General features: G+C 59.7%; 23 protein-coding genes and 1 pseudogene. 21 read left to right on the plus strand and 3 right to left on the minus strand.

Going from position 1 to position 19,380, the window contains the following annotated elements; all coding sequences use genetic code 11:
• The first annotated feature begins 104 nt into the window (after positions 1-104).
• The 17 genes from SK53_RS19450 to acpT are packed head-to-tail and all read left to right on the plus strand — an operon-like array spanning position 105 to position 14,150.
• Positions 105-827 carry a beta-ketoacyl synthase chain length factor gene (locus SK53_RS19450; RefSeq protein WP_017384119.1) on the plus strand — a complete coding sequence of 241 codons (723 nt, stop codon included), beginning with the start codon at positions 105-107 and terminating at the stop codon, positions 825-827.
• Positions 824-1,639 (plus strand): lysophospholipid acyltransferase family protein, encoded by an 816-nt coding sequence (locus tag SK53_RS19455; protein WP_023314978.1) that lies wholly within the window; start codon positions 824-826, stop codon positions 1,637-1,639. The genes SK53_RS19450 and SK53_RS19455 overlap by 4 nt, the downstream gene beginning before the upstream one ends.
• A complete protein-coding gene (locus SK53_RS19460; RefSeq protein WP_003861263.1) occupies positions 1,620-1,877 on the plus strand; it encodes a phosphopantetheine-binding protein in 258 nt (85 codons plus the stop codon). Before SK53_RS19455 ends, SK53_RS19460 begins: the two co-directional genes overlap by 20 nt.
• An 11-nt stretch (positions 1,878-1,888) precedes the next feature.
• Positions 1,889-2,140, plus strand: coding sequence for an acyl carrier protein (locus tag SK53_RS19465; protein ID WP_003861262.1), 252 nt, complete (start codon positions 1,889-1,891; stop codon positions 2,138-2,140).
• The gene (locus SK53_RS19470; protein WP_048209901.1) at positions 2,112-2,711 is read left to right on the plus strand and encodes a COG4648 family protein; all 600 of its coding nucleotides are present in this window, start codon (positions 2,112-2,114) and stop codon (positions 2,709-2,711) included. The genes SK53_RS19465 and SK53_RS19470 overlap by 29 nt, the downstream gene beginning before the upstream one ends.
• Positions 2,704-4,050, plus strand: coding sequence for an AMP-binding protein (locus SK53_RS19475; protein WP_048209902.1), 1,347 nt, complete (start codon positions 2,704-2,706; stop codon positions 4,048-4,050). The genes SK53_RS19470 and SK53_RS19475 overlap by 8 nt, the downstream gene beginning before the upstream one ends.
• Positions 4,037-4,387 (plus strand): ApeI family dehydratase, encoded by a 351-nt coding sequence (locus SK53_RS19480; protein WP_003861256.1) that lies wholly within the window; start codon positions 4,037-4,039, stop codon positions 4,385-4,387. The genes SK53_RS19475 and SK53_RS19480 overlap by 14 nt, the downstream gene beginning before the upstream one ends.
• On the plus strand, positions 4,378-6,069 hold the full coding sequence (locus SK53_RS19485; RefSeq protein ID WP_048209903.1) for a glycosyltransferase family 2 protein: 1,692 nt from the start codon (positions 4,378-4,380) through the stop codon (positions 6,067-6,069). The genes SK53_RS19480 and SK53_RS19485 overlap by 10 nt, the downstream gene beginning before the upstream one ends.
• Positions 6,070-6,072: 3 nt before the next feature.
• Positions 6,073-6,495 carry an acyl-CoA thioesterase gene (locus SK53_RS19490; protein WP_006812302.1) on the plus strand — a complete coding sequence of 141 codons (423 nt, stop codon included), beginning with the start codon at positions 6,073-6,075 and terminating at the stop codon, positions 6,493-6,495.
• Positions 6,492-7,097, plus strand: a complete 606-nt coding sequence (locus SK53_RS19495; protein ID WP_048209904.1) for an outer membrane lipoprotein carrier protein LolA — start codon at positions 6,492-6,494, stop codon at positions 7,095-7,097. Before SK53_RS19490 ends, SK53_RS19495 begins: the two co-directional genes overlap by 4 nt.
• Entirely contained in the window at positions 7,066-9,387 is a 2,322-nt protein-coding gene (locus SK53_RS19500) for an MMPL family transporter (protein ID WP_048209905.1), read from the plus strand. Before SK53_RS19495 ends, SK53_RS19500 begins: the two co-directional genes overlap by 32 nt.
• Entirely contained in the window at positions 9,384-9,962 is a 579-nt protein-coding gene (locus SK53_RS19505; RefSeq protein WP_048209906.1) for a DUF3261 domain-containing protein, read from the plus strand. The genes SK53_RS19500 and SK53_RS19505 overlap by 4 nt, the downstream gene beginning before the upstream one ends.
• Position 9,963: 1 nt before the next feature.
• A complete protein-coding gene (locus tag SK53_RS19510) occupies positions 9,964-11,130 on the plus strand; it encodes a beta-ketoacyl-[acyl-carrier-protein] synthase family protein (RefSeq protein ID WP_048209907.1) in 1,167 nt (388 codons plus the stop codon).
• Positions 11,127-11,603, plus strand: coding sequence for a hotdog family protein (locus tag SK53_RS19515; RefSeq protein ID WP_080316483.1), 477 nt, complete (start codon positions 11,127-11,129; stop codon positions 11,601-11,603). Before SK53_RS19510 ends, SK53_RS19515 begins: the two co-directional genes overlap by 4 nt.
• Entirely contained in the window at positions 11,597-12,328 is a 732-nt protein-coding gene (locus tag SK53_RS19520; RefSeq protein WP_026094333.1) for a 3-ketoacyl-ACP reductase FabG2, read from the plus strand. The genes SK53_RS19515 and SK53_RS19520 overlap by 7 nt, the downstream gene beginning before the upstream one ends.
• A complete protein-coding gene (locus SK53_RS19525; RefSeq protein WP_023314986.1) occupies positions 12,325-13,554 on the plus strand; it encodes a beta-ketoacyl-ACP synthase in 1,230 nt (409 codons plus the stop codon). Before SK53_RS19520 ends, SK53_RS19525 begins: the two co-directional genes overlap by 4 nt.
• A gap of 2 nt (positions 13,555-13,556) precedes the next feature.
• Positions 13,557-14,150, plus strand: coding sequence for a 4'-phosphopantetheinyl transferase AcpT (gene acpT / locus SK53_RS19530; RefSeq protein ID WP_003861235.1), 594 nt, complete (start codon positions 13,557-13,559; stop codon positions 14,148-14,150).
• A 60-nt stretch (positions 14,151-14,210) separates the two neighbouring features.
• Here acpT and SK53_RS19535 read toward each other — a convergent pair whose 3' ends face one another.
• Positions 14,211-14,717, minus strand: a complete 507-nt coding sequence (locus SK53_RS19535; protein WP_003861232.1) for a phenolic acid decarboxylase — start codon at positions 14,715-14,717, stop codon at positions 14,211-14,213.
• Between the two features lie 99 nt (positions 14,718-14,816).
• On the opposite strand from SK53_RS19535, the gene SK53_RS19540 reads away from it, so the two are divergent.
• The 4 genes and pseudogenes from SK53_RS19540 (at position 14,817) to SK53_RS24090 (ending at position 17,287) form a co-directional block, all read left to right on the plus strand.
• Positions 14,817-15,698, plus strand: coding sequence for a LysR family transcriptional regulator (locus SK53_RS19540; protein WP_047654397.1), 882 nt, complete (start codon positions 14,817-14,819; stop codon positions 15,696-15,698).
• Between the two features lie 32 nt (positions 15,699-15,730).
• On the plus strand, positions 15,731-16,525 hold the full coding sequence (locus SK53_RS19545) for an SDR family NAD(P)-dependent oxidoreductase (protein WP_022651983.1): 795 nt from the start codon (positions 15,731-15,733) through the stop codon (positions 16,523-16,525).
• 115 nt (positions 16,526-16,640) lie between these two features.
• Positions 16,641-17,240: pseudogene (locus tag SK53_RS19550) on the plus strand (HAD family hydrolase); the annotation flags it as partial.
• Positions 17,240-17,287, plus strand: a complete 48-nt coding sequence (locus SK53_RS24090) for a hypothetical protein (RefSeq protein WP_223831791.1) — start codon at positions 17,240-17,242, stop codon at positions 17,285-17,287. The pseudogene SK53_RS19550 and the gene SK53_RS24090, both read left to right, overlap by 1 nt.
• 67 nt (positions 17,288-17,354) lie before the next feature.
• On the opposite strand, the gene SK53_RS19555 is transcribed toward SK53_RS24090, so the two are convergent.
• The gene (locus tag SK53_RS19555; RefSeq protein WP_015571505.1) at positions 17,355-18,380 is read right to left on the minus strand and encodes a TerC/Alx family metal homeostasis membrane protein; all 1,026 of its coding nucleotides are present in this window, start codon (positions 18,378-18,380) and stop codon (positions 17,355-17,357) included.
• A gap of 427 nt (positions 18,381-18,807) precedes the next feature.
• Positions 18,808-19,242, minus strand: a complete 435-nt coding sequence (gene pcoE / locus SK53_RS19565; protein ID WP_000723069.1) for a copper resistance system metallochaperone PcoE — start codon at positions 19,240-19,242, stop codon at positions 18,808-18,810.
• Positions 19,243-19,380 lie beyond the last annotated feature (138 nt).

The following is a 19,380-nucleotide window of genomic DNA, read 5'->3' on the forward strand; positions in this document are numbered from 1 at the left end:
TGACGTTTATTCGCCAGCGCGACGACAACATTGTACGATGTGCGCAGTAAATCGCGCTGGCGAAGAAAAAGTCACAGAAACAGGTTTATCGCGGACGCGCGTAGATGAAATTTACACTTACCCTTATCGACTGGCAGGCAAGAGCGCCAGGACTCAGCGATGCCGACGAATGGCAGGCATGGTCACGCCGGTCTGACGCCATCGATCCCGCTGCACCGCTGGCGAAACTGACCGATCTGCCGATGATGACCGCCCGCCGCCTGAATTCAGGCAGCAGGCTGGCCGTCGATCTTGGCCTGATGATGCTGCGCAAACACCGCATCGATGCCGTCGTCTACAGCAGCCGTCATGGGGAGCTGGAGCGCAATTTCCGTATTCTCCAGGCTCTGGCGGCAGAACAGCCCGTTTCCCCCACCGATTTTGCCATGTCGGTACACAACTCGGCGGTCGGCAATCTCACTATCGCCGCGCGTCAGCCTGTTGTCTCTTCGTCGGTTTCCGCCGGTATGGATACCTTCCAGCAGAGCTTGTGCGACGTGCTGAGCCTGCTGCATGCGGGATACTCCCGCGTATTGCTGGTGGATTTCGACGGTCTGCTGCCTGATTTTTATCACGCCGGGTTGCCACCGCAGATGCCCGTCTGGCCCTACGCGCTGGCGCTGGTGATTGAAGCCGGAAATACGCTCAGCTGTGAAACGCACGTCAACCGCACGCCTGAAGAGCCCGCGCTGCCGCAAAGCCTCCAGTTCCTGCGCCATTACCTGCGGGACGAGCGCCAGTTCACCCTGCCGGGCGAGCGCCTGCTGTGGCAATGGACGCGCCAATGAGAGGGTTACGTTCCCGCCTCGATCGGTTATGGCGGATGCTGATGACCGGATTGTGCTTCGCCCTGTTCGGCCTCGGCGGACTGACGCTGTCGCTGGTATGGTTTAACCTGCTGCTGATTTTCCAGCGCGACCGCACCCAACGTCGCCGCCTGGCACGCCGTACTATTTCTGCCAGTTTTCGCCTGTTCCTCGCGGTGGTACGCGGTGTAGGGGTACTGGATTACCGTTTCAACAACCTGGACGTTCTACGCGCCGAGCGGGGCTGTCTGGTGATTGCGAATCATCCCTCGCTGCTGGACTACGTTCTGCTGGCGTCGGTGATGAACGAAACCGACTGTCTGGTGAAAAGCGCGTTGCTGCGTAACCCGTTCGTCAGCGGCGTGATCCGCGCGGCTGACTATCTGATTAACAGCGAAGCCGACACGCTGCTTGCCGCAAGCCAGCAGCGTCTGTCCCAGGGCGACACCCTGCTTATCTTCCCTGAAGGCACCCGCACCCGGGTGGGGGAAGTCATGACCCTGCAACGTGGGGCGGCGAATATCGCCGTTCGCTGCAACAGCGCCGTGCGCGTGGTGGTGATCCACTGTAGCGAACGGATGCTGGATAAACAGAGCAGCTGGTATAACGTGCCCCCCAACAAACCTGTTTTCACCGTGGATGTTCGCGAACGCATCAACATTCATGATTTTTATGATGCGAGTCAGCACGAACCCGCGCTGGCAGCAAGGCAGTTAAACCGGCATATGCAGCATCAGTTAACAACCGGTCTTCAATCTTTGTCAGGAACGAAAGATGCAAGCGCTCTATCTTGAAATTAAGAATCTCATTATCTCTACGCTGAATCTGGAAGAACTTACCCCAGAGGATATTGATACAGACGCCGCGCTCTTTGGCGACGGCCTCGGTCTGGACTCAATCGACGCCCTTGAGCTGGGGCTGGCGGTAAAAAATCAGTACGGCGTAGTGCTTTCTGCCGAAAGTGATGAGATGCGTCAGCACTTTTATTCCGTTGCCACGCTCGCGGCTTTTATCCATCAACAACGCGCCTGAGAATGACCGCTATGACAGAACAACAAACGATTTATCAGGAAGTCTCTGCGCTTCTTATTACGCTGTTTGAAATCGCCCCGGAGGATATTACCCCTGAGGCACGTCTTTACGAGGATCTGGACCTCGACAGCATTGATGCCGTCGATATGGTGGTGCACCTGCAAAAGAAAACGGGCCATAAAATCAAGCCTGAAACCTTCAAAGCGGTGCGCACGGTGCAGGACGTCGTGGACGTTGTGGAACAGCTTCAGCGCGACGCGTAACGTGCGTTCGATTCCAGTTCTTCCCGCCCTGACGGGGCTGATGCTGCTGGCATGGCCGTTTTTGATCGGCTTCGGGCTGGCGAATAATAGCCTGCACGGGATACTGCCCGTGATGGCGCTGGTGCTGCTGATGCGCGTCTGCCAGGCCCGTCGGCAGGGCGGCCCCCTGCGTTATCTGTTCGTAAGCGTGGCGCTGGCCGGCATAGCGCTTTGCGCGGCGAGCTACGTCCTGCACGCGCACCAGTGGGTGCTGTTATATCCGGTGGTGGTGAATCTGGTGATGCTGGTGGTGTTTGGCGGTTCGCTGTGGACGGCAATGCCCGTCGTCGAACGGCTGGCGCGCCTGCGTGAACCGGACCTCTCCCCCGTCGGGGTACGTTACACGCGCCGGGTTACCCAGGGCTGGTGCGGCTTTTTTATTATCAACGGGGCGATCGCGCTGTTTACCGTATTACACGCCGATATCCGTCTGTGGACGCTGTGGAACGGGATGATTGCCTATCTCCTGATGGGCACGCTGATGGCTGGCGAGTGGCTGGTGCGACAACGGGTGAAGAAAAACGATGCTTAACCCTCTTCCGCTTAGCCAGTGGCTCAGTGCGCCCCGCCCTGACGACACCCCTGTCGCCTGGCAGGACGACCATCTCTGGACGCTTGGCGATCTGCGCCACGACGTCACTCAGCTGGTCGACACGCTGCGTCGTGAAGATGGCGAGCGCTGGGCGCTGTGCATCGAAAACGGCTATCTGTTTATTGTCGCGCTGCTGGCGACGCTGCATGCGGGTAAAACGCCGGTCCTCCCCGGGCACAGCCGGGCGGCGCAGCTTAACGAACAGCGGGCGCTGTTCAGCGGTGTCCTGAGCGACACCACGCTCGATTTTCAGGGGCAACAGCTGCGGGTGGCTTCCGCTCAGCGGGCAGGCCATCCCTTTTCACCGCTGCCTGCCATCGGTGAGATGCGCACGATCGAGCTTTACACCTCCGGCTCGACCGGCACGCCGCAGCGGGTGAGTAAGCCGGTGGTCAGCCTGGATCGTGAGGCTCGTCTTCTGGCGGCGCATTTTGGCGAGCGTCTGGCGGGCTGTCACGTCGTGGCTTCCGTGGTGCTGCACCACCTGTATGGCCTGACGTTTCGTGTCGTCTTACCCATGGCGCTCGGCCTGCCGCTGCACGCCAGCCTGCTCAACTATGCCGAGCAGCTCTCAGCCCTTCCCGACGATAAACGCTATCTTTTCATCAGCAGTCCGGCGTTTCTCAAGCGGCTGGACGCGTCACTGACGCCGCCCCCCGTCAACCTGCTCTTCTCCGCTGGCGGCGCGCTGCCCTGGCAGGAGGTCGCCGCGGTTCAGGCCTGGCTCAACGTCTGGCCGGATGAAATATACGGCAGCACGGAAACAGGCGTAATGGCCTGGCGCTACCGTCAGGAGGAAAGCACCCGCTGGCAGCCTTTCCCCGGCGTGACGTTTCACGGCGATCGCGTGATGTCGCCGCTGATCCCCGAGGTGGAGGGGGTCGTGCTGGATGATATCCTGCACTTCACGGCTGACGGGCATTTCAGCCTCGTCGGGCGCCGCGGTCGGGTGGTCAAAATTGAAGATAAACGCATTTCACTCGATGACATTGAGCGCCGCCTGTTGGCGCTGGACGGCATCCGCGAGGCCGCCGCGCTGACGGTGACGCGCGGCGGGCGTCAGGGCATTGGCGTATTGCTGGTGCTGAATGAAGCGGTGCGTCAGCAACACGAACAGGGCAAAAAAGCGCAGGAGCTCGCCTGGCGACGCGCCCTTCGCCCCTGGCTTGAACCGGTTGCCGTGCCGCGCTACTGGCGGATCGTTGATGAAATCCCGGTCAACAGCATGAACAAGCGCGTGACTGCGCAGCTACAGGAGTTGTTTCATGAAGATCCCTGAAATCGGGCGCCTCCAGCCCGATCCACAGCATCTGGAGATAACCTTTTATCTTGATCCTGACCTGCTCTGGTTTAAGGGACATTTCGCCGTACAGCCGCTGCTGCCGGGCGTGGCCCAGCTCGACTGGGTAATGCATTACGCTGCCGCGCTGGCGCCGGGCTACCGTTTTCACAGTATTCAGAACGTGAAGTTCGCCGCCCCGCTGTTGCCGGAGAATACGGTCACGCTGCTCCTTGCCTGGCAGCCCGAACGCGAGATGCTGACCTTTAGCTACCAGCGCCATGCGGGTAACGAGCGCCACACCGCCAGCAGCGGGAAGATTCGCTTATGTCAGTAACCTTCCGTCCCTGCGTGCTGATCCCGTGCTATAACCACGGGGTGATGATGGCTTCGGTGCTGGCGCGCCTGGCGCCTTTCGATCTGCCCTGTCTGGTGGTGGACGACGGCAGCGATGAAACCACGCGCCGCACGCTTGAAGCGCTGGCGGCGGATCGTCCGCAGGTCACGCTACTGCGGCTGGCCGAAAACAGCGGCAAAGGCGCGGCGGTGATGCAGGGGCTGAAAGACTGCGCCGATCGCGGCTTCACCCACGCCGTTCAGGTGGACGCTGACGGCCAGCACGCTATCGAAGACATCCCCAAACTGCTGGCGCTGGCCGAACGCCATCCCGATGCGCTCATTTCCGGGCAGCCCGTTTACGATGACTCGATCCCCCGTTCGCGCCTGTACGGCCGCTGGATAACGCACGTCTGGGTCTGGATTGAAACCCTCTCCCTGCAACTGAAAGACAGCATGTGCGGGTTTCGCGTTTACCCTATAGCCCCGGTTTTGCGCCTTGCAGCAACCACGCCGCTCGGCAGGCGAATGGATTTTGATACCGAAGTGATGGTGCGCCTCTACTGGCAGGGCAACACCAGCTATTTTCTGCCCACCCGCGTGACCTATCCGCCGGACGGGGTATCCCATTTCGATGCCCTGAAAGACAATGTGCGCATCTCGTTGATGCATACCCGTCTGTTTCTCAGCATGCTGCCGCGCATTCCTTCCCTGCTGATGCGTCGCCGCTCGCAGCACTGGGCGCAGCAGCAGGAGGTGAAAGGATTATGGGGCATGCGCCTGATGCTGCGCGTCTGGCAACTGCTGGGGCGTAAGGCGTTTACCGCCCTGCTATGGCCGGTTACGGCCGTCTACTGGCTAACCGCCCGCGCTGCGCGTCAGGCGTCGCAGCAGTGGCTGGCGCGGGTTAAAACGGTGATGGCACAGCGGCAAATGCCGCAACCCGCGCGGCTTAACAGTTTTTCCCACTTCCTGCGCTTCGGTCATGCCATGCTGAACAAAGTGGCCAGCTGGCGCGGCGAAATGAAACTCCATCGCGATCTGGTCTTTGCGCCAGGCGCGCAGGAGGCGCTGGGGCTCGACGATCCTCAGGGCAAACTGCTGCTCGCGTCGCATCTTGGCGATGTGGAAGCCTGCCGGGCGCTGGCCCAGCGCGAAGGGGCGAAAACCATCAACGCGCTGGTCTTTAGCGACAACGCCAGACGTTTTAAGCAGGTGATGGAGGAGATGGCGCCGCAGGCGGGCATTCACCTGATGCCGGTCACCGACATTGGCCCGGAGACCGCCATCCTCATCAAAGAGAAGCTGGATCGCGGCGAATGGGTGGCGATCGTGGGCGATCGCATTGCCGTCACCACGCAGCGCGGCGGTAGCTGGCGGGTGATATGGAGCGAATTTATGGGCCAGCCCGCGCCGTTCCCGCAGGGGCCGTTTATCCTGGCGTCCATTTTGCGCTGCCCGGTGGTGCTGATTTTTGCCCTCTGTCAGCAGGGAAAGCTGACCCTGCACTGCGAGCCGTTTGCCGACCCGCTGCTGCTGCCGCGCGGCGAACGCCAGCAGGCGCTACAGCAGACCGTCGACCGCTATGCGGAGCGGCTGGAGCATTACGCGCTCTTGTCGCCGCTCGACTGGTTTAATTTTTTCGATTTCTGGCAGCTGCCAGAGATCAACGAGAAGGAGTAAAGGGTGCTGACCGATCCCCGCTTTACGGCTGAAGTTGAAATCACCGTTCCGTTCCACGACGTCGATATGATGGGCGTGGTGTGGCACGGCAACTACTTCCGCTACTTTGAGATTGCCCGCGAAGCGCTGCTCAACCAGTTTGATTACGGCTATCGCCAGATGAAAGCGTCCGGCTACGTCTGGCCGGTGGTGGATACCCGGGTGAAATACCGCGACGCGGTGACCTTCGAGCAGCGCATTCGCGTCCGCGCCCACATTGAAGAGGTTGAAAACCGTCTGCGCATCGCCTATCAAATCTTCGACGCGCAAACCGGGAAACGCACCACCACCGGCTACACCATTCAGGTGGCGGTGGAAGAAGCAAGCCGGGAGATGTGCTTTGTCAGCCCGGCCATTCTGTTCGAACGCATGGGGATCGCGCCATGAAATGGATAACGCTACTCGCGCTGCTGGTAAGCCCGCTGGTGAACGCGGTCACGCTGGATGAACTGCAACAGCGGTTTGCGGAGCAACCGGTAGTGCGCGCACACTTCGAACAGATACGCACGATCAAGGACATGCCTCAGCCCCTGCGCTCGCAGGGGGAGATGCTAATCGCCCGTGACAATGGCCTGCTGTGGGATCAAAAAGCGCCGTTCCCGATGACGCTGCTGCTGGATGACAAACGGATGGTGCAGATCGTCAACGGTCAGTCGCCGCAGACCATTACCGCCGACACTAACCCGCAGATGTTTCAGTTCAACCATCTGCTGCGGGCGCTGTTCCAGGCCGACCGCAAGGTACTGGAAGAGAACTTCCGCGTCGATTTCAAAGACCTGGGCGAAGGCCGCTGGTCGCTGGTGCTGACGCCCGTCACCACGCCGCTGGACAAGATTTTCTCCACCCTTGATTTGAAGGGCGCGATCTGTCTGGAATCCATTCGCCTGAACGATAAGCAGGGCGACACGACGGATATCGCCCTCTCCCGCCACCAACTGACGCCCGCCCGCCTGACTGATGCAGAACGCCAGCGCTTTGCCGCACCGTAACGCCCTGCGCCCGGCGCTGCTGTGGGCCGCGGTATGCCTGATCCTGCTGGGCGTGCTGCTGTCGCTGCTGCCTGGCTCGCGGCTGAACAGCAGCGTGCTCGCCATGCTGCCGAAACAGACGCTCGGCGCGATCCCTCCCGCTCTCAACGACGGATTTATGCAGCGCCTCGACCGCCAGCTCATCTGGCTGGTCAGCCCCGGCAAACAGCCGGACCCGCGCGTGGCGCAGCAGTGGTTAACCCTGCTGCAACGCAGCCAGGCGCTGAGTGTCGTAAAAGGTCCGCTGGATGCCGCCGGGCAACAGGCCTGGGGAGATTTCTTCTGGCAGCACCGCAATGGCCTGGTCGATCCGGCCACCCGCGCCCGCCTGCAAAACGGCGGTGAAGCGCAGGCTCAGTGGATCCTGTCCCAGCTCTACTCCGCCTTTTCCGGCGTGAGCGGCAAGGAGCTGCAAAACGATCCGCTGATGCTGATGCGCGGCGCGCAGCTCGCGCTGGCGAAGAACAGCCAGAAGATGCAGCTGATGGACGGCTGGCTGGTGACAAAAGATGCGGCCGGGAACTACTGGTATCTGCTACACGGCGAGCTGGCGGGCTCGTCGTTTGACATGCAGCAAACCCACCAGCTGGTGACCACCCTCAACGCGTTGCAGCAGACGCTGAAAAGCCAGTATCCACAGGCGCAGCTGCTCTCGCGCGGGACGGTGTTCTACAGCGATTACGCCAGCCAGCAGGCTAAAAACGATATTTCCACGCTTGGCGTCGCCACGGTGCTCGGGGTGATCCTGCTGATTGTGTCGGTGTTTCGCTCCGTGCGTCCGCTGCTGCTGAGTCTGCTCTCCATTGCCATCGGCGCGCTGGCGGGGACGGTCGTGACGCTCCTGCTGTTCGGTGAGCTGCACCTGATGACGCTGGTGATGAGCATGAGCATCATCGGCATCTCGGCAGACTATACGATTTACTACCTCACGGAGCGGATGGTGCACGGCGCGGAACACTCGCCCTGGCAAAGCCTGGCGAAGGTACGTAACGCGCTGCTTCTGGCGCTGCTGACCACCGTCGTGGCGTATCTCTTCATGATGCTGGCCCCCTTCCCCGGCATTCGTCAGATGGCGGTGTTCGCCGCCGCAGGGCTGAGCGCCTCGTGCCTGACGGTAATGTTCTGGCATCCGTGGCTGTGCCGGGGCATGCCGGTCCGCCCGATCCCCCTGAGAGGGATGATGCAGCGCTGGCTGGACGCCTGGCGCGACGGTAAAGCCCTCTCCGTCGGGCTGCCGGTAGCACTGGCGCTGCTCTCCGCCATCGGGATCGCCAGCCTGCGGGTGGATGACGATATCGCCCGGCTTCAGGCGCTGCCGCAGGACATTCTGGCGCAGGAAAAAACCATCACCGCCCTGACCGGGCAAAATGTCGATCAGAAGTGGTTCGTGGTGTACGGCGCGTCGGCTCAGGAAACGCTGGAGCGGCTGGAGGCGTTTACCCCGGCGCTGGCGCAGGCGCAAAAAGCCGGAGAATTAACCCGCTGGCGCACCCTGCCGCTGAACTCGCTGGCGCGGCAGAACAGCGATCTGCAACTTCTGCGTAACGCCGCGCCGACGGTGACGAAAATGCTGCAAAGCACGGGGCTGAATGCCGTCGCCCCGAATCTGAACGCCATGCCTGTCAGCGTGGAAGCGTGGCTCGCCAGCCCGGCCAGCGAGGGCTGGCGTTTGCTGTGGCTGACGTTGCCGGACGGCAAAAGCGGTGTGCTGGTCCCGGTCGATGGCGTCAGAAACAGCGCCGCGCTCGGTGAGCTGGCCACCCGCCATCCCGGGGTCGTCTGGGTTGACCGTAAGGCCAGCTTCGACAGCCTGTTTGCGCTCTACCGCTCGCTGCTGTCGGGGCTGCTGGGCGTGGCGCTGGCGGTGATTGCCGGCGGCGCGATGCTACGTCTCGGCTGGCGAAAAGGGCTGGTGGCGCTGGTGCCGTCCGTGCTGTCGCTGGGCGGCGGGCTGGCGGCGCTGGCCGTGACGGGCCATCCGGTGAACCTGTTTTCCCTGCTGGCGCTGGTGCTGGTCCTCGGCATTGGCATCAACTACACGCTGTTTTTCAGCAACCCGCGCGGCACGCCGCTGACCTCCATGCTGGCGATTACCCTCGCCATGATGACCACCCTGCTGACGCTGGGGATGCTGGTATTCAGCACCACTCAGGCCATCAGCAGCTTTGGCATTGTGCTGGTGAGCGGTATCTTCACCGCGTTCCTGCTCGCCCCGCTGGCGATGCCGTCTAACAAAGAGAACTTACCATGACCCGTTTCATTCGCCTGGCGGCAGTGATGATGGCCCTGTTGCTGGCGGGGTGTAGCCATACGACGAACCGCGATGACGCGCGCCCTCAGGCCTGGCTCCAGCCCGGCACCCGCGTCACGCTGCCCCCGCCGGGCATCACGCCTGCCATCCGCTCGCAGCAGTTGCTTACCGGCAGTTTTAAAGGCCAGACCCAGTCGCTGCTGGTGATGCTGAACGCCGACGGAAATAAAGTGACGCTTGCCGGCCTCTCCTCCGTCGGGATCCGCCTGTTCCTCGCCACCTACGACGACACCGGGATCCACACCGAGCAGTCGGTTGTGATGCCGCAGCTGCCGCCCGCCAGCCAGGTGCTGGCCGACGTGATGCTGAGCCACTGGCCGCTCAGCGCCTGGCAGCCGCAGTTGCCGAAAGGCTGGACGCTGAACGATACTGACACCAGACGCGAACTGCGCAACTCCGATGGCAAGCTGGTCACGGAAATTGCCTACCTGAACCGTAACGGCAGGCGCGAACCGATTAGCATTGTGCAGCACGCTTTTCACTACCACATCACCATTCAATATCTGGGTGACTGAGATGATTTACCTTTCTGCCGTTGGCATGGTCAACGCGCTCGGCAACTCGGCTGATGAAATAGCGGCGAACCTGATCGCTGGCGTGGCCCCCGGGATGCGCCAGCGTGCGGGCTGGCTACAGGGCTTACCCGAGGCCGTGCTGGGAGGCGTGGAGGGTGAACTTCCCCCTTTCCCCGAGTCTTTTTCTGCGCATCGCAGCCGCAACAACCAGCTGCTGCTGGCGGCGCTTGCGCAAATCCGGCCCGCCGTCGATGCAGCCATTGCGCGCGTGGGGCGAGACCGCGTGGCGGTTGTGCTGGGCACCAGCACCTCCGGACTGGACGAGGGTGATGAGTACGTGCGCCGCGCGCAGAACGGCGAGCGCAGCCCGCAGTGGCAATATCCGCAGCAGGAGCTGGGCGATCCGTCGCGCTTTCTCGCCAGCTGGCTTGCGCTGGACGGCCCGGCGTATACCATTTCGACCGCCTGCTCCTCCAGCGCGCGGGCGATCATCAGCGGTCGTCGCCTGATCGACGCCGGGCTGGTGGACGTCGCCATCGTCGGCGGGGCCGACAGCCTGAGCCGCATGCCGGTCAACGGCTTCAACAGCCTGGAGTCCTTCTCCCCGACCCTGTGCGAACCGTTTGGCCGCAACCGTCGGGGGATCACCATTGGCGAAGCGGCGGCACTGATGGTGCTGACCCGCGAGCCGGGCGAGGTTGCGCTGCTGGGCGCGGGGGAATCCAGCGATGCGTACCATATTTCCGCCCCACATCCGCAGGGCGAAGGGGCGATCCGCGCCATCAACCAGGCGCTGAACGAGGCGGGCATAACGGCGGCGGACGTCGGCTATATCAACCTGCACGGCACCGCCACGCCGCTGAACGATCGCATTGAGGCGCAGGTTATCCACGATCTCTTTGGCGACCGCGTGCCGTGCAGCTCCACGAAACATCTTACCGGCCACACGCTGGGCGCCGCGGGGATCACCGAGGCCGCCCTGAGCTGGCTGATCCTGACCCGAAGCCTGCCGCTGCCGCCGCAGGATTTTTCCCGCTACGCGCCGGACGACACCCTGCCCGCCTTCGGCCTACTGCACCAGAGCGCACCGCTGAATAAACCGGTGATCCTGTCAAACTCCTTCGCGTTTGGCGGCAACAACGCCAGCCTTCTGCTGGGGAGAGTATGATGCACTACTTACCTCCCGGGGATTATCTTCCTCACGACACGCCGATGCTGCTGCTTGAGAGCGTGGAAAGCGTCACCAATGACCGCGCCGTTTGCAGCGTGACGGTGAACGAACGGGGCGTTCTGGCCCCGTTCCTGGACGCGGACGGCAACCTGCCTGGCTGGTTTGCGCTGGAGCTGATGGCCCAGACCGTGGGCGTCTGGTCTGAATGGCACCGGATGCAAAAAGGGCTGCCGCACTGTGCGCTGGGCATGGTGCTGGGCGCGCGCGAGCTGGTGTGCGACGCAGGGCATTTTGCCGCAGGCAGCACGCTGACCATCACCATCGAACGTCTGATGCAGGATGAACGCTTTGGCAGCTTCGAGTGCACCATTCATGCGGATAGTGTCTCCCTCGCCACGGGCCGCGTGAACACCTTCCAGCCGAGCGAGGAAGAATTAACCACACTTTTCAACCAGGGAACACCATCATGAGATCCGTACTGGTCACTGGCGCCAGCAAAGGCATTGGCCGCGCTATCGCCCTTCAGCTTGCGGCGGACGGTTTCACCGTCGGCGTGCATTACCATCGTGATGAAGCGGGCGCGCAGGAGACGCTGGAAGCGATTGTCCAGGCAGGCGGCGCGGGCCGTTTACTCACCTTCGACGTGGGCAACCGCGAGCAGTGCCGCACGGTGCTGGAACAGGAGATCGCTGACCACGGCGCGTGGTATGGCGTGGTCAGTAACGCCGGTATTACCCGCGACGGCGCATTTCCTGCGCTCAGCGACGATGACTGGGACAGCGTGATCCACACCAATCTCGACAGTTTTTATAACGTCATTCATCCCTGCATTATGCCGATGATCGGCACCCGCAAGGGCGGGCGGATCATCACCCTGTCGTCGGTGTCAGGCATTATGGGCAACCGTGGGCAGGTGAACTACAGCGCGGCGAAAGCCGGGATCATCGGCGCCACCAAAGCGCTCGCCACCGAGCTGGCAAAACGCAAAATCACCGTCAACTGCATCGCGCCGGGGCTGATCGATACCGGCATGATCGAGATGGACGAAGCCGCACTGCACGCGGCGATGTCGATGATCCCGATGCAGCGTATGGGCCAGGCCGAGGAGGTCGCGGGGCTGGCGAGTTACCTGATGTCGGATAAAGCAGGCTATGTGACGCGTCAGGTGATTTCGATTAACGGAGGCATGCTATGACCCGCCGGGTAGTGATTACGGGCATGGGCGGCGTCACCGCGTTCGGCGAGGACTGGCCGACCATCTCGCGCCGTCTGCGCAAGTATGAAAATGCGGTGCGTACCATGACGGAGTGGCAGGCGTATGACGGCCTGCAAACCCTGCTCGCCGCGCCGATTGAAGACTTCACTCTCCCCGCTCACTATACCCGTAAGCGCATTCGCGCCATGGGCCGCGTGTCGCTGCTCTCTACCCGCGCCACCGAGCTGGCGCTGGAGCAGGCGGGACTAATCGACGACGCGGTGCTGACCAACGGTCAGACCGGCATCGCCTACGGCTCGTCGACCGGCAGCACCGGGCCGGTCAGCGAGTTTGCCTCTATGCTCACCGAAAAGCACACCCACAACATCACCGGCACCACTTATGTGCAGATGATGCCGCACACCACGGCGGTGAATACCGGGCTGTTCTTTGGCCTGCGCGGACGGGTGATCCCCACCTCGAGCGCCTGTACCTCTGGCAGCCAGGCGATTGGCTACGCCTGGGAAGCGATTCGTCACGGCTACCAGACGGTGATGGTGGCAGGCGGCGCGGAAGAGCTGTGCCCGTCGGAAGCGGCGGTTTTCGATACCCTGTTTGCCACCAGCCAGCGTAACGACGCGCCAAAAACCACGCCGTCGCCGTTTGACGTTCAGCGCGATGGCCTGGTGATTGGCGAAGGGGCGGGTACGCTGGTGCTGGAAGCGCTGGATCACGCCAGAGCGCGCGGAGCGACAATTTATGGCGAGATCGTGGGCTTTGCCACCAACTGCGATGCGGCGCACATCACCCAGCCCCAGCGTGAAACCATGCAGGTGTGTATGGAGCAGTCGCTGGCGATGGCGGGTCTTGGCCCTCAGGACATTGGCTACATTTCTGCCCACGGCACGGCAACCGATCGCGGGGATATCGCCGAGAGTCAGGCGACCGCCGCCATTTTCGGCGACAGCGTGCCCATCTCATCCTTAAAGAGTTATTTCGGTCATACCCTGGGTGCCTGCGGCGCGCTGGAAGCCTTGCTGAGTCTGCATATGATGCGGGAGGGCTGGTTCACGCCGACGCTCAATTTAAGACAACCGGATGAGCAATGCGGCGCTTTAGATTATATTATGGGGGAAACCCGCCCGATTGATTGCGAATTTATTCAGAGCAATAACTTTGCCTTTGGCGGCATCAATACCTCGATAATCATTAAACGCTGGGCGTAACTATGTACCAGTTTGTACTGGGAAAGATCTCCACCCTTAGCGCGGACCCGCTGGCGTCAACGCTCGCAGACATGGCACCTCAGGGTGCACGACACGCTTCCTGGCTTGCAGGCCGGACGCTGCTCGCCAGAACCTTATCCCCCTCGCCCCTTCCCGAGATAATTTACGGCGAGCAGGGAAAACCGGCCTTCGCTAACGGCCATCCGCTGTGGTTTAACCTGAGCCACAGCGGGGACGATATTGCCCTGCTGATGAGCGATGAAGGTGAAGTGGGCTGCGATATCGAAGTGATCCGCCCGCGGGAGAACTGGCAGGCGCTGGCAAATGCCGTTTTCAGCCTCACCGAACATGACGAGCTGGAACGTGAAGCGCCGGAAGAGCAGCTTTCCGCATTCTGGCGCATCTGGACACGCAAAGAGGCAATCGTCAAACAGCGTGGCGGCAGCGCGTGGCAGATAGTCAGCATTGACAGCACCGCCCAGTCGCTCCCGGTCAGTCAGCTACGCTTCGGCTCGCTGAGCCTGGCGGTCTGTACCCCTACGCCTTTCACCTTAACGGCGGAAGCGGTTACTTACTCCGGTATTCCTGCGGCATAAAAAACGGCCATGCCGGTTAAAACCAACATGGCCAATGTCCCGTTCACGTTGTTCTCGATCTTATTTTAAATTTTCCGGGAAGTTTGCAGGCAGCTCGCTGGCCGCGCAATTGATCACGCTATCGTCATTCGCACCGCAGTCACGCACGAAGGTGATGGTGGCAAATTCATCAATCACTTCGGTTGGATACGCTGGTCCGGCATCACGGTAGCTATTCATCAGCGGAATGTGATCGTTCTGGAAGCAGACGGTTTTTTCCGGATTATTCATGACCCAGCGCGGGAAGAAGATGGTGCCGTGGAACAGGCGGTCGCCCAGGTTCACGATCAAGCTCACGTCAGTACCGGTTGGCTCCGTCCAGGAAATTTTATAGATGCTCTCCCCAACACGGACGATGTAGGCCTGCTGATCTTTCACCCAACGGTTGCCAACCAGACCACTGTGAATACGGTAGTCCAGGGTGTTTTCGTTTTTAACGTAAATTTCGTAATTCCAGCCATTATCGTAGGTATATACAAGATGTTTGCCGACGAAGCCGCTTAAATCATGTTTATCGAAGGTGCTCATACGATGTCTCCTTTGTTTTGATGAGACGATCGTACCCCTTCAAAAAATGAATGAATAACGCTATGTTTGAATCAAATTCATCCAAAATTTAGATTAATTATGCACAAGACGACGCTCGAACAGTGGGCCTTGCTGGAGAGAGTCATCGAGGCTGGCAGCTTCGCTAAGGCGGCGGAAGAGACCTACCGCAGCCAGTCCTCGGTCAGCTATAACCTGTCGCTTTTGCAGGAGCGGCTGGGCGTGGCGCTCCTGATGACAGAGGGACGGCGTGCCGTGCTAACCCCGGCGGGTGAGCTGTTGCTGAATCAGGTTAAACCGCTGCTGAAAGCCTTCGCCTATGTTGAAACGCGCGCTGCGACCCTGCGCTGCGGGATGCGAACCCGTATCGACCTGATGGTAGACAGTATTTTTCCGCGTAGCCGGCTGTTCGCGATTTTGCGCCAGTTTCAGCAGCTGTACCCGCAAACGCAGGTGCGGCTTACCGAGGTTCTGGAAAACAGCCGCGCAGATGCGCTCAATGATGAAGCCGACGTGATGGTCTTAACCCGCCGCCAGGACATTACCGGCCTGGGCGAATGGCTGATGAATATCGATTTTGTTGCCGTCGCGCATCACGCGCACCCGCTGTTTTCGCTGGATACGCCGCTTAATGACGAGATGCTACGGCCGTGGCCGCGCATTCAGATCGCAGACAGCCAGCCCACCACTCACCCCACCGGGGAGTCGTGGACATTCTCCACTATCGATGCCGCGATCGAAGCGGTGATGTATCAGGTTGGATACGGCTGGTTACCGGAAGAACGCATTCAGACCCCGCTCCAGCAGGGCATCCTTAAAACGCTGCCGCTCAGCCACGGCGTACGTCGCGCCACGCCGCTGCACCTCATCGTCAAACGCTCCCTCAGCCCGCTGGACGAGCAGGTTGAGACGCTGTTGCGCCTTTTTAAGCAGGAGCCGTCATCGTCAACTGCTACGCTTTAAGTTTTGAACCATAAAACGACAAGGAGTGAACGATGAAAATCGATTTAACGGGGAAAGTAGCGCTGGTGACCGCGTCCACCGGCGGTATTGGGTTTGCCATCGCCCGCGGGCTGGCGGAGAGCGGTGCGGAAGTGATCGTAAACGGACGCAGCGTCGACTCGGTGAATAAAGGCATTCAGGCGCTACAGCAGGTGGTGCCTGGCGTACAGGTCCGTGCCGCCATCGCCGACCTGAGCTCGCAGGAGGGCGTTGACGAACTGCTCAGGGTCGCCACGCACGTCGATATTCTGGTGAATAACGCCGGGATCTATGGCCAGCAGGATTTTTATTCCACCGACGACGAGACCTGGGAACGCTACTGGCAAACCAACGTGATGTCCGGCGTGCGCCTCTCCCGTGCCCTATTGCCCGGCATGGTACAAAAGGGCTGGGGTCGGGTAGTGTTTATCTCGTCAGAATCGGCCTGCAATATTCCTGCGGATATGATCCACTATGGCGTGACAAAAACCGCCCAGCTCTCGCTGGCGCGCGGTCTGGCGAAGTTCGTGGCAGGCAGCGGCGTGACGGTGAACAGCGTACTGCCGGGCCCGACAATGTCGGACGGTTTTGCCGCGATGATGAAAGACGAAATCGAAAGAACCGGTAAATCGCTGGAGCAGCTGGCGAAAGCGTTCGTGATGGAGAATCGTCCCAGCTCGGTTATTCAGCGCGCCGCAACGGTAGAAGAAGTGGCGAATATGGTGGTGTATGTCTGTTCCATGCAGGCCTCCGCGACTTCCGGCGCGGCGCTGCGCGTTGACGGTGGCGTGGTGGATGACATAGTTTGACCCGTCAGGCCACAGGTTCAGGAAAAAATGCGGCCTGATATAAGGACTATGAAGGTAAAGCAGGTAAACTAGTGAACAGAATGTGTATTTCAGCTAAGACGTATTTATGACCAATATGATTGCCGACGAAGCCGTGGCGAAGTCCAGCGTGCTCTCTGTCTTTGACTTTGATGGTACGTTGACGCACCACGACAGTTTTATCCCGTTCCTGCGCTTTGCCTTTGGCAAGCGCTACTTTGCTGGCCGACTGGTGCGCATGGCCCTGCCTACGCTGCACTGTGTGCGCCGCAAGCTGACGCGAGATGAGCTGAAAGAGGTGTTGATCAAAACCTTCCTGACGGGGGTGGATGAACACTGGTTACGTCAGCAGGCGGAAGCCTTCTGTGAAAAATACTGGAACAAGCTGATGCGCCCGGAAGGTGTGCTGGCCGTCGCCAACGAGGTCAATTCCGGTGCGGAAGTGACGATTTGCTCTGCTTCCCCGGCGCTGGTATTGCAGCCGTGGGCCGATAAGCTCGGTATTAAGCTGATTGGCACGCAGCTGGAAGTGAAAGACGGCAAGCTGACCGGGCGGATCACCGGCCACAACTGCCGGTGTGCCCAGAAGGTGGCGAGGCTGGAGAAGGTGTATGGGGATTTGAACGCGTATCACCTGCGCGCCTGGGGCGACACGCGTGGCGACCACGAGTTGCTGGCGGCGGCGCAGGATCCACACTGGCGGCATTTTCATCATCCGAGCAAGCGCCGAAATTCACCAATTAAGGGTTAGGTGCGGCCCGGTGCCCTCACCCCGGCCCTCTCCCACAGGGAGAGGGAGAAAAGCGGTACATCAGGCCTCACGTTTTCCCGGGAACATCACGCTCGCAATAATCCCCAGCGCCAGTACCCCCAGCACCACAAACAGGCTTGCCGTGGCGCCGATGTTATAACCGTGATGCCAGAAGTGGTCGGTCGCATTCAGCCCCAGCTTGAACGCCACGAAGAACAGCAGTAACACCACCGCTTTCTCCAGATGCACCAGATACTGCTTCAGCGCTTCCAGCACAAAGTAGAGGGTACGCAGGCCGAGGATCGCGAACATCATTGCGCTGTAGATAATCAGCGGCTCACGGCTGACGGCAATGATTGCGGGTACGGAATCGAAGGCGAACATCACGTCGGACAGCTCCACCACCGCAACACAGAGCAGCAGCGGCGTCGCGTAGCGCTTCGCCTTCTTCACGCGGCCTACCATTACATCCTTGTTTTCAGGCTTCTCCAGTTCGGCATCCACCTCTTTCTGGGTCAGGATAAACGCATGGCTGCTGATTTTTGGCCACACCGGGTAGAAGCGTTTCACCAGGCGGTACGCCAGATGGTTGGAATAATCTTCTACTTCATCGCTCTCTTCATTGCGTTTCAGCATCATCACCGCCGTCCAGCCGACGACCAGCGCAAAAATGACCTCAACATACGGCCCCAGGCTCAGCAGGCTGGTGCCGATGGCAACAAAAATACCGCGGAACACAATCGCCCCGAGCACGCCCCAGTAGAGCACGCGGTGACGATATCTATCCGGCACGCCGAACCAGGCGAAGATCGCCATCATCACAAACAGGTTGTCGACGGAGAGCACCTCTTCCAGCGCATAGCCGGTCAGGAACAGACTGGCCATCTCCGCGCCGTGGTGCACGTATAAGAATCCGGCGAAGGCCATCGCCATCATGACCCAGAAGATGGACCACATAACCGCGCTTTTCAGCGAGATCGGTTTATCGTGACGGTGCATGAAGAGGTCGATAAACATCGCCCCAACGGCCATCACCACGAAGACAACAACGGTTTCCGTCGGGAAACCGAGATGAGCAGCAGACATAGACAACCCTTTTAAGAAGACAAAACACCATGCACACAATAAAAAGCGTGGGCCCGTTAAGGAGGCATCACGCTAAAAAATAAATATTAACCGTTCTTTTCAGCTGTGTAGAGACATTAAAGTTGTATCCTTTAACCTGAAAAAGACTTTAAAGTTGTAAAGTTTTAAAAAAACACATACAAAACATGATGCTAAGTGTGTATCACACGCTGTTCCAACATTATGCCTTGATGTTCTTGCAGGAACTGCAATTTACAGGAGGAAAAAGGTGTTTTTGTAGTTATCTGGCGTTACGTGACAGTGTTGGTCAGATACTTCCACCTCTTCAGAGTTAAAGTTTGATATATGGGAAAAAAAACGCTCCCGGACGGGAGCGTAAGCCAGTGACTTCGGCGTCAAATGAGGGTCTAACAAGTGGAGCTGCGGGTTAATTCTGGGTGATCTGACTGCGATGCTTATCAGCCTGCTGCTGGTGAACAACGGAAGACTGACCATTATTCGCCTTCTCATGTACAGCTGCGGCCTTCTCATGCTCGCTCATTTCAGAAAATGACTTTGCTGTTTCGTTGGTAGCTCCGGGTTTAGCTTTCATCATTTTTTTATGCATTTCAGCCATGTCCTGGTGGGCAGCAGAATTGCTGTTTTGCATCATGTCATGGGACATTGCGGCCTGATCGTGACTGCTCATATCCATCATTGTCATGCTGTCTCCCTGAATTGCACTTTTTTCAGCAGATGACTGCATCTGGTGGGCAGGTGCCTGTGCATTATTTACCTGGTCATGCATGTTCATTGTCTCTGCAGCCATGGCAGATGAAGCGGCAGCCATAATGGCAACAAATGATACGAGAATCTTTTTCATGGTTGGGTCTCCGGTGTTTACATACCCAAACAATCAATGGCTTATAACAGAGAAAGCAGTTGATCTCAGGGCGGGTTAATCATCACTCCAGGAACCAGGTGATTGTGTTATCACGCTGCTCCTGATTTATGAATAATT

It is taken from the genome of Enterobacter sp. MGH119 (assembly GCF_001037675.1).
GTDB lineage: Bacteria > Pseudomonadota > Gammaproteobacteria > Enterobacterales > Enterobacteriaceae > Enterobacter > Enterobacter hormaechei_C.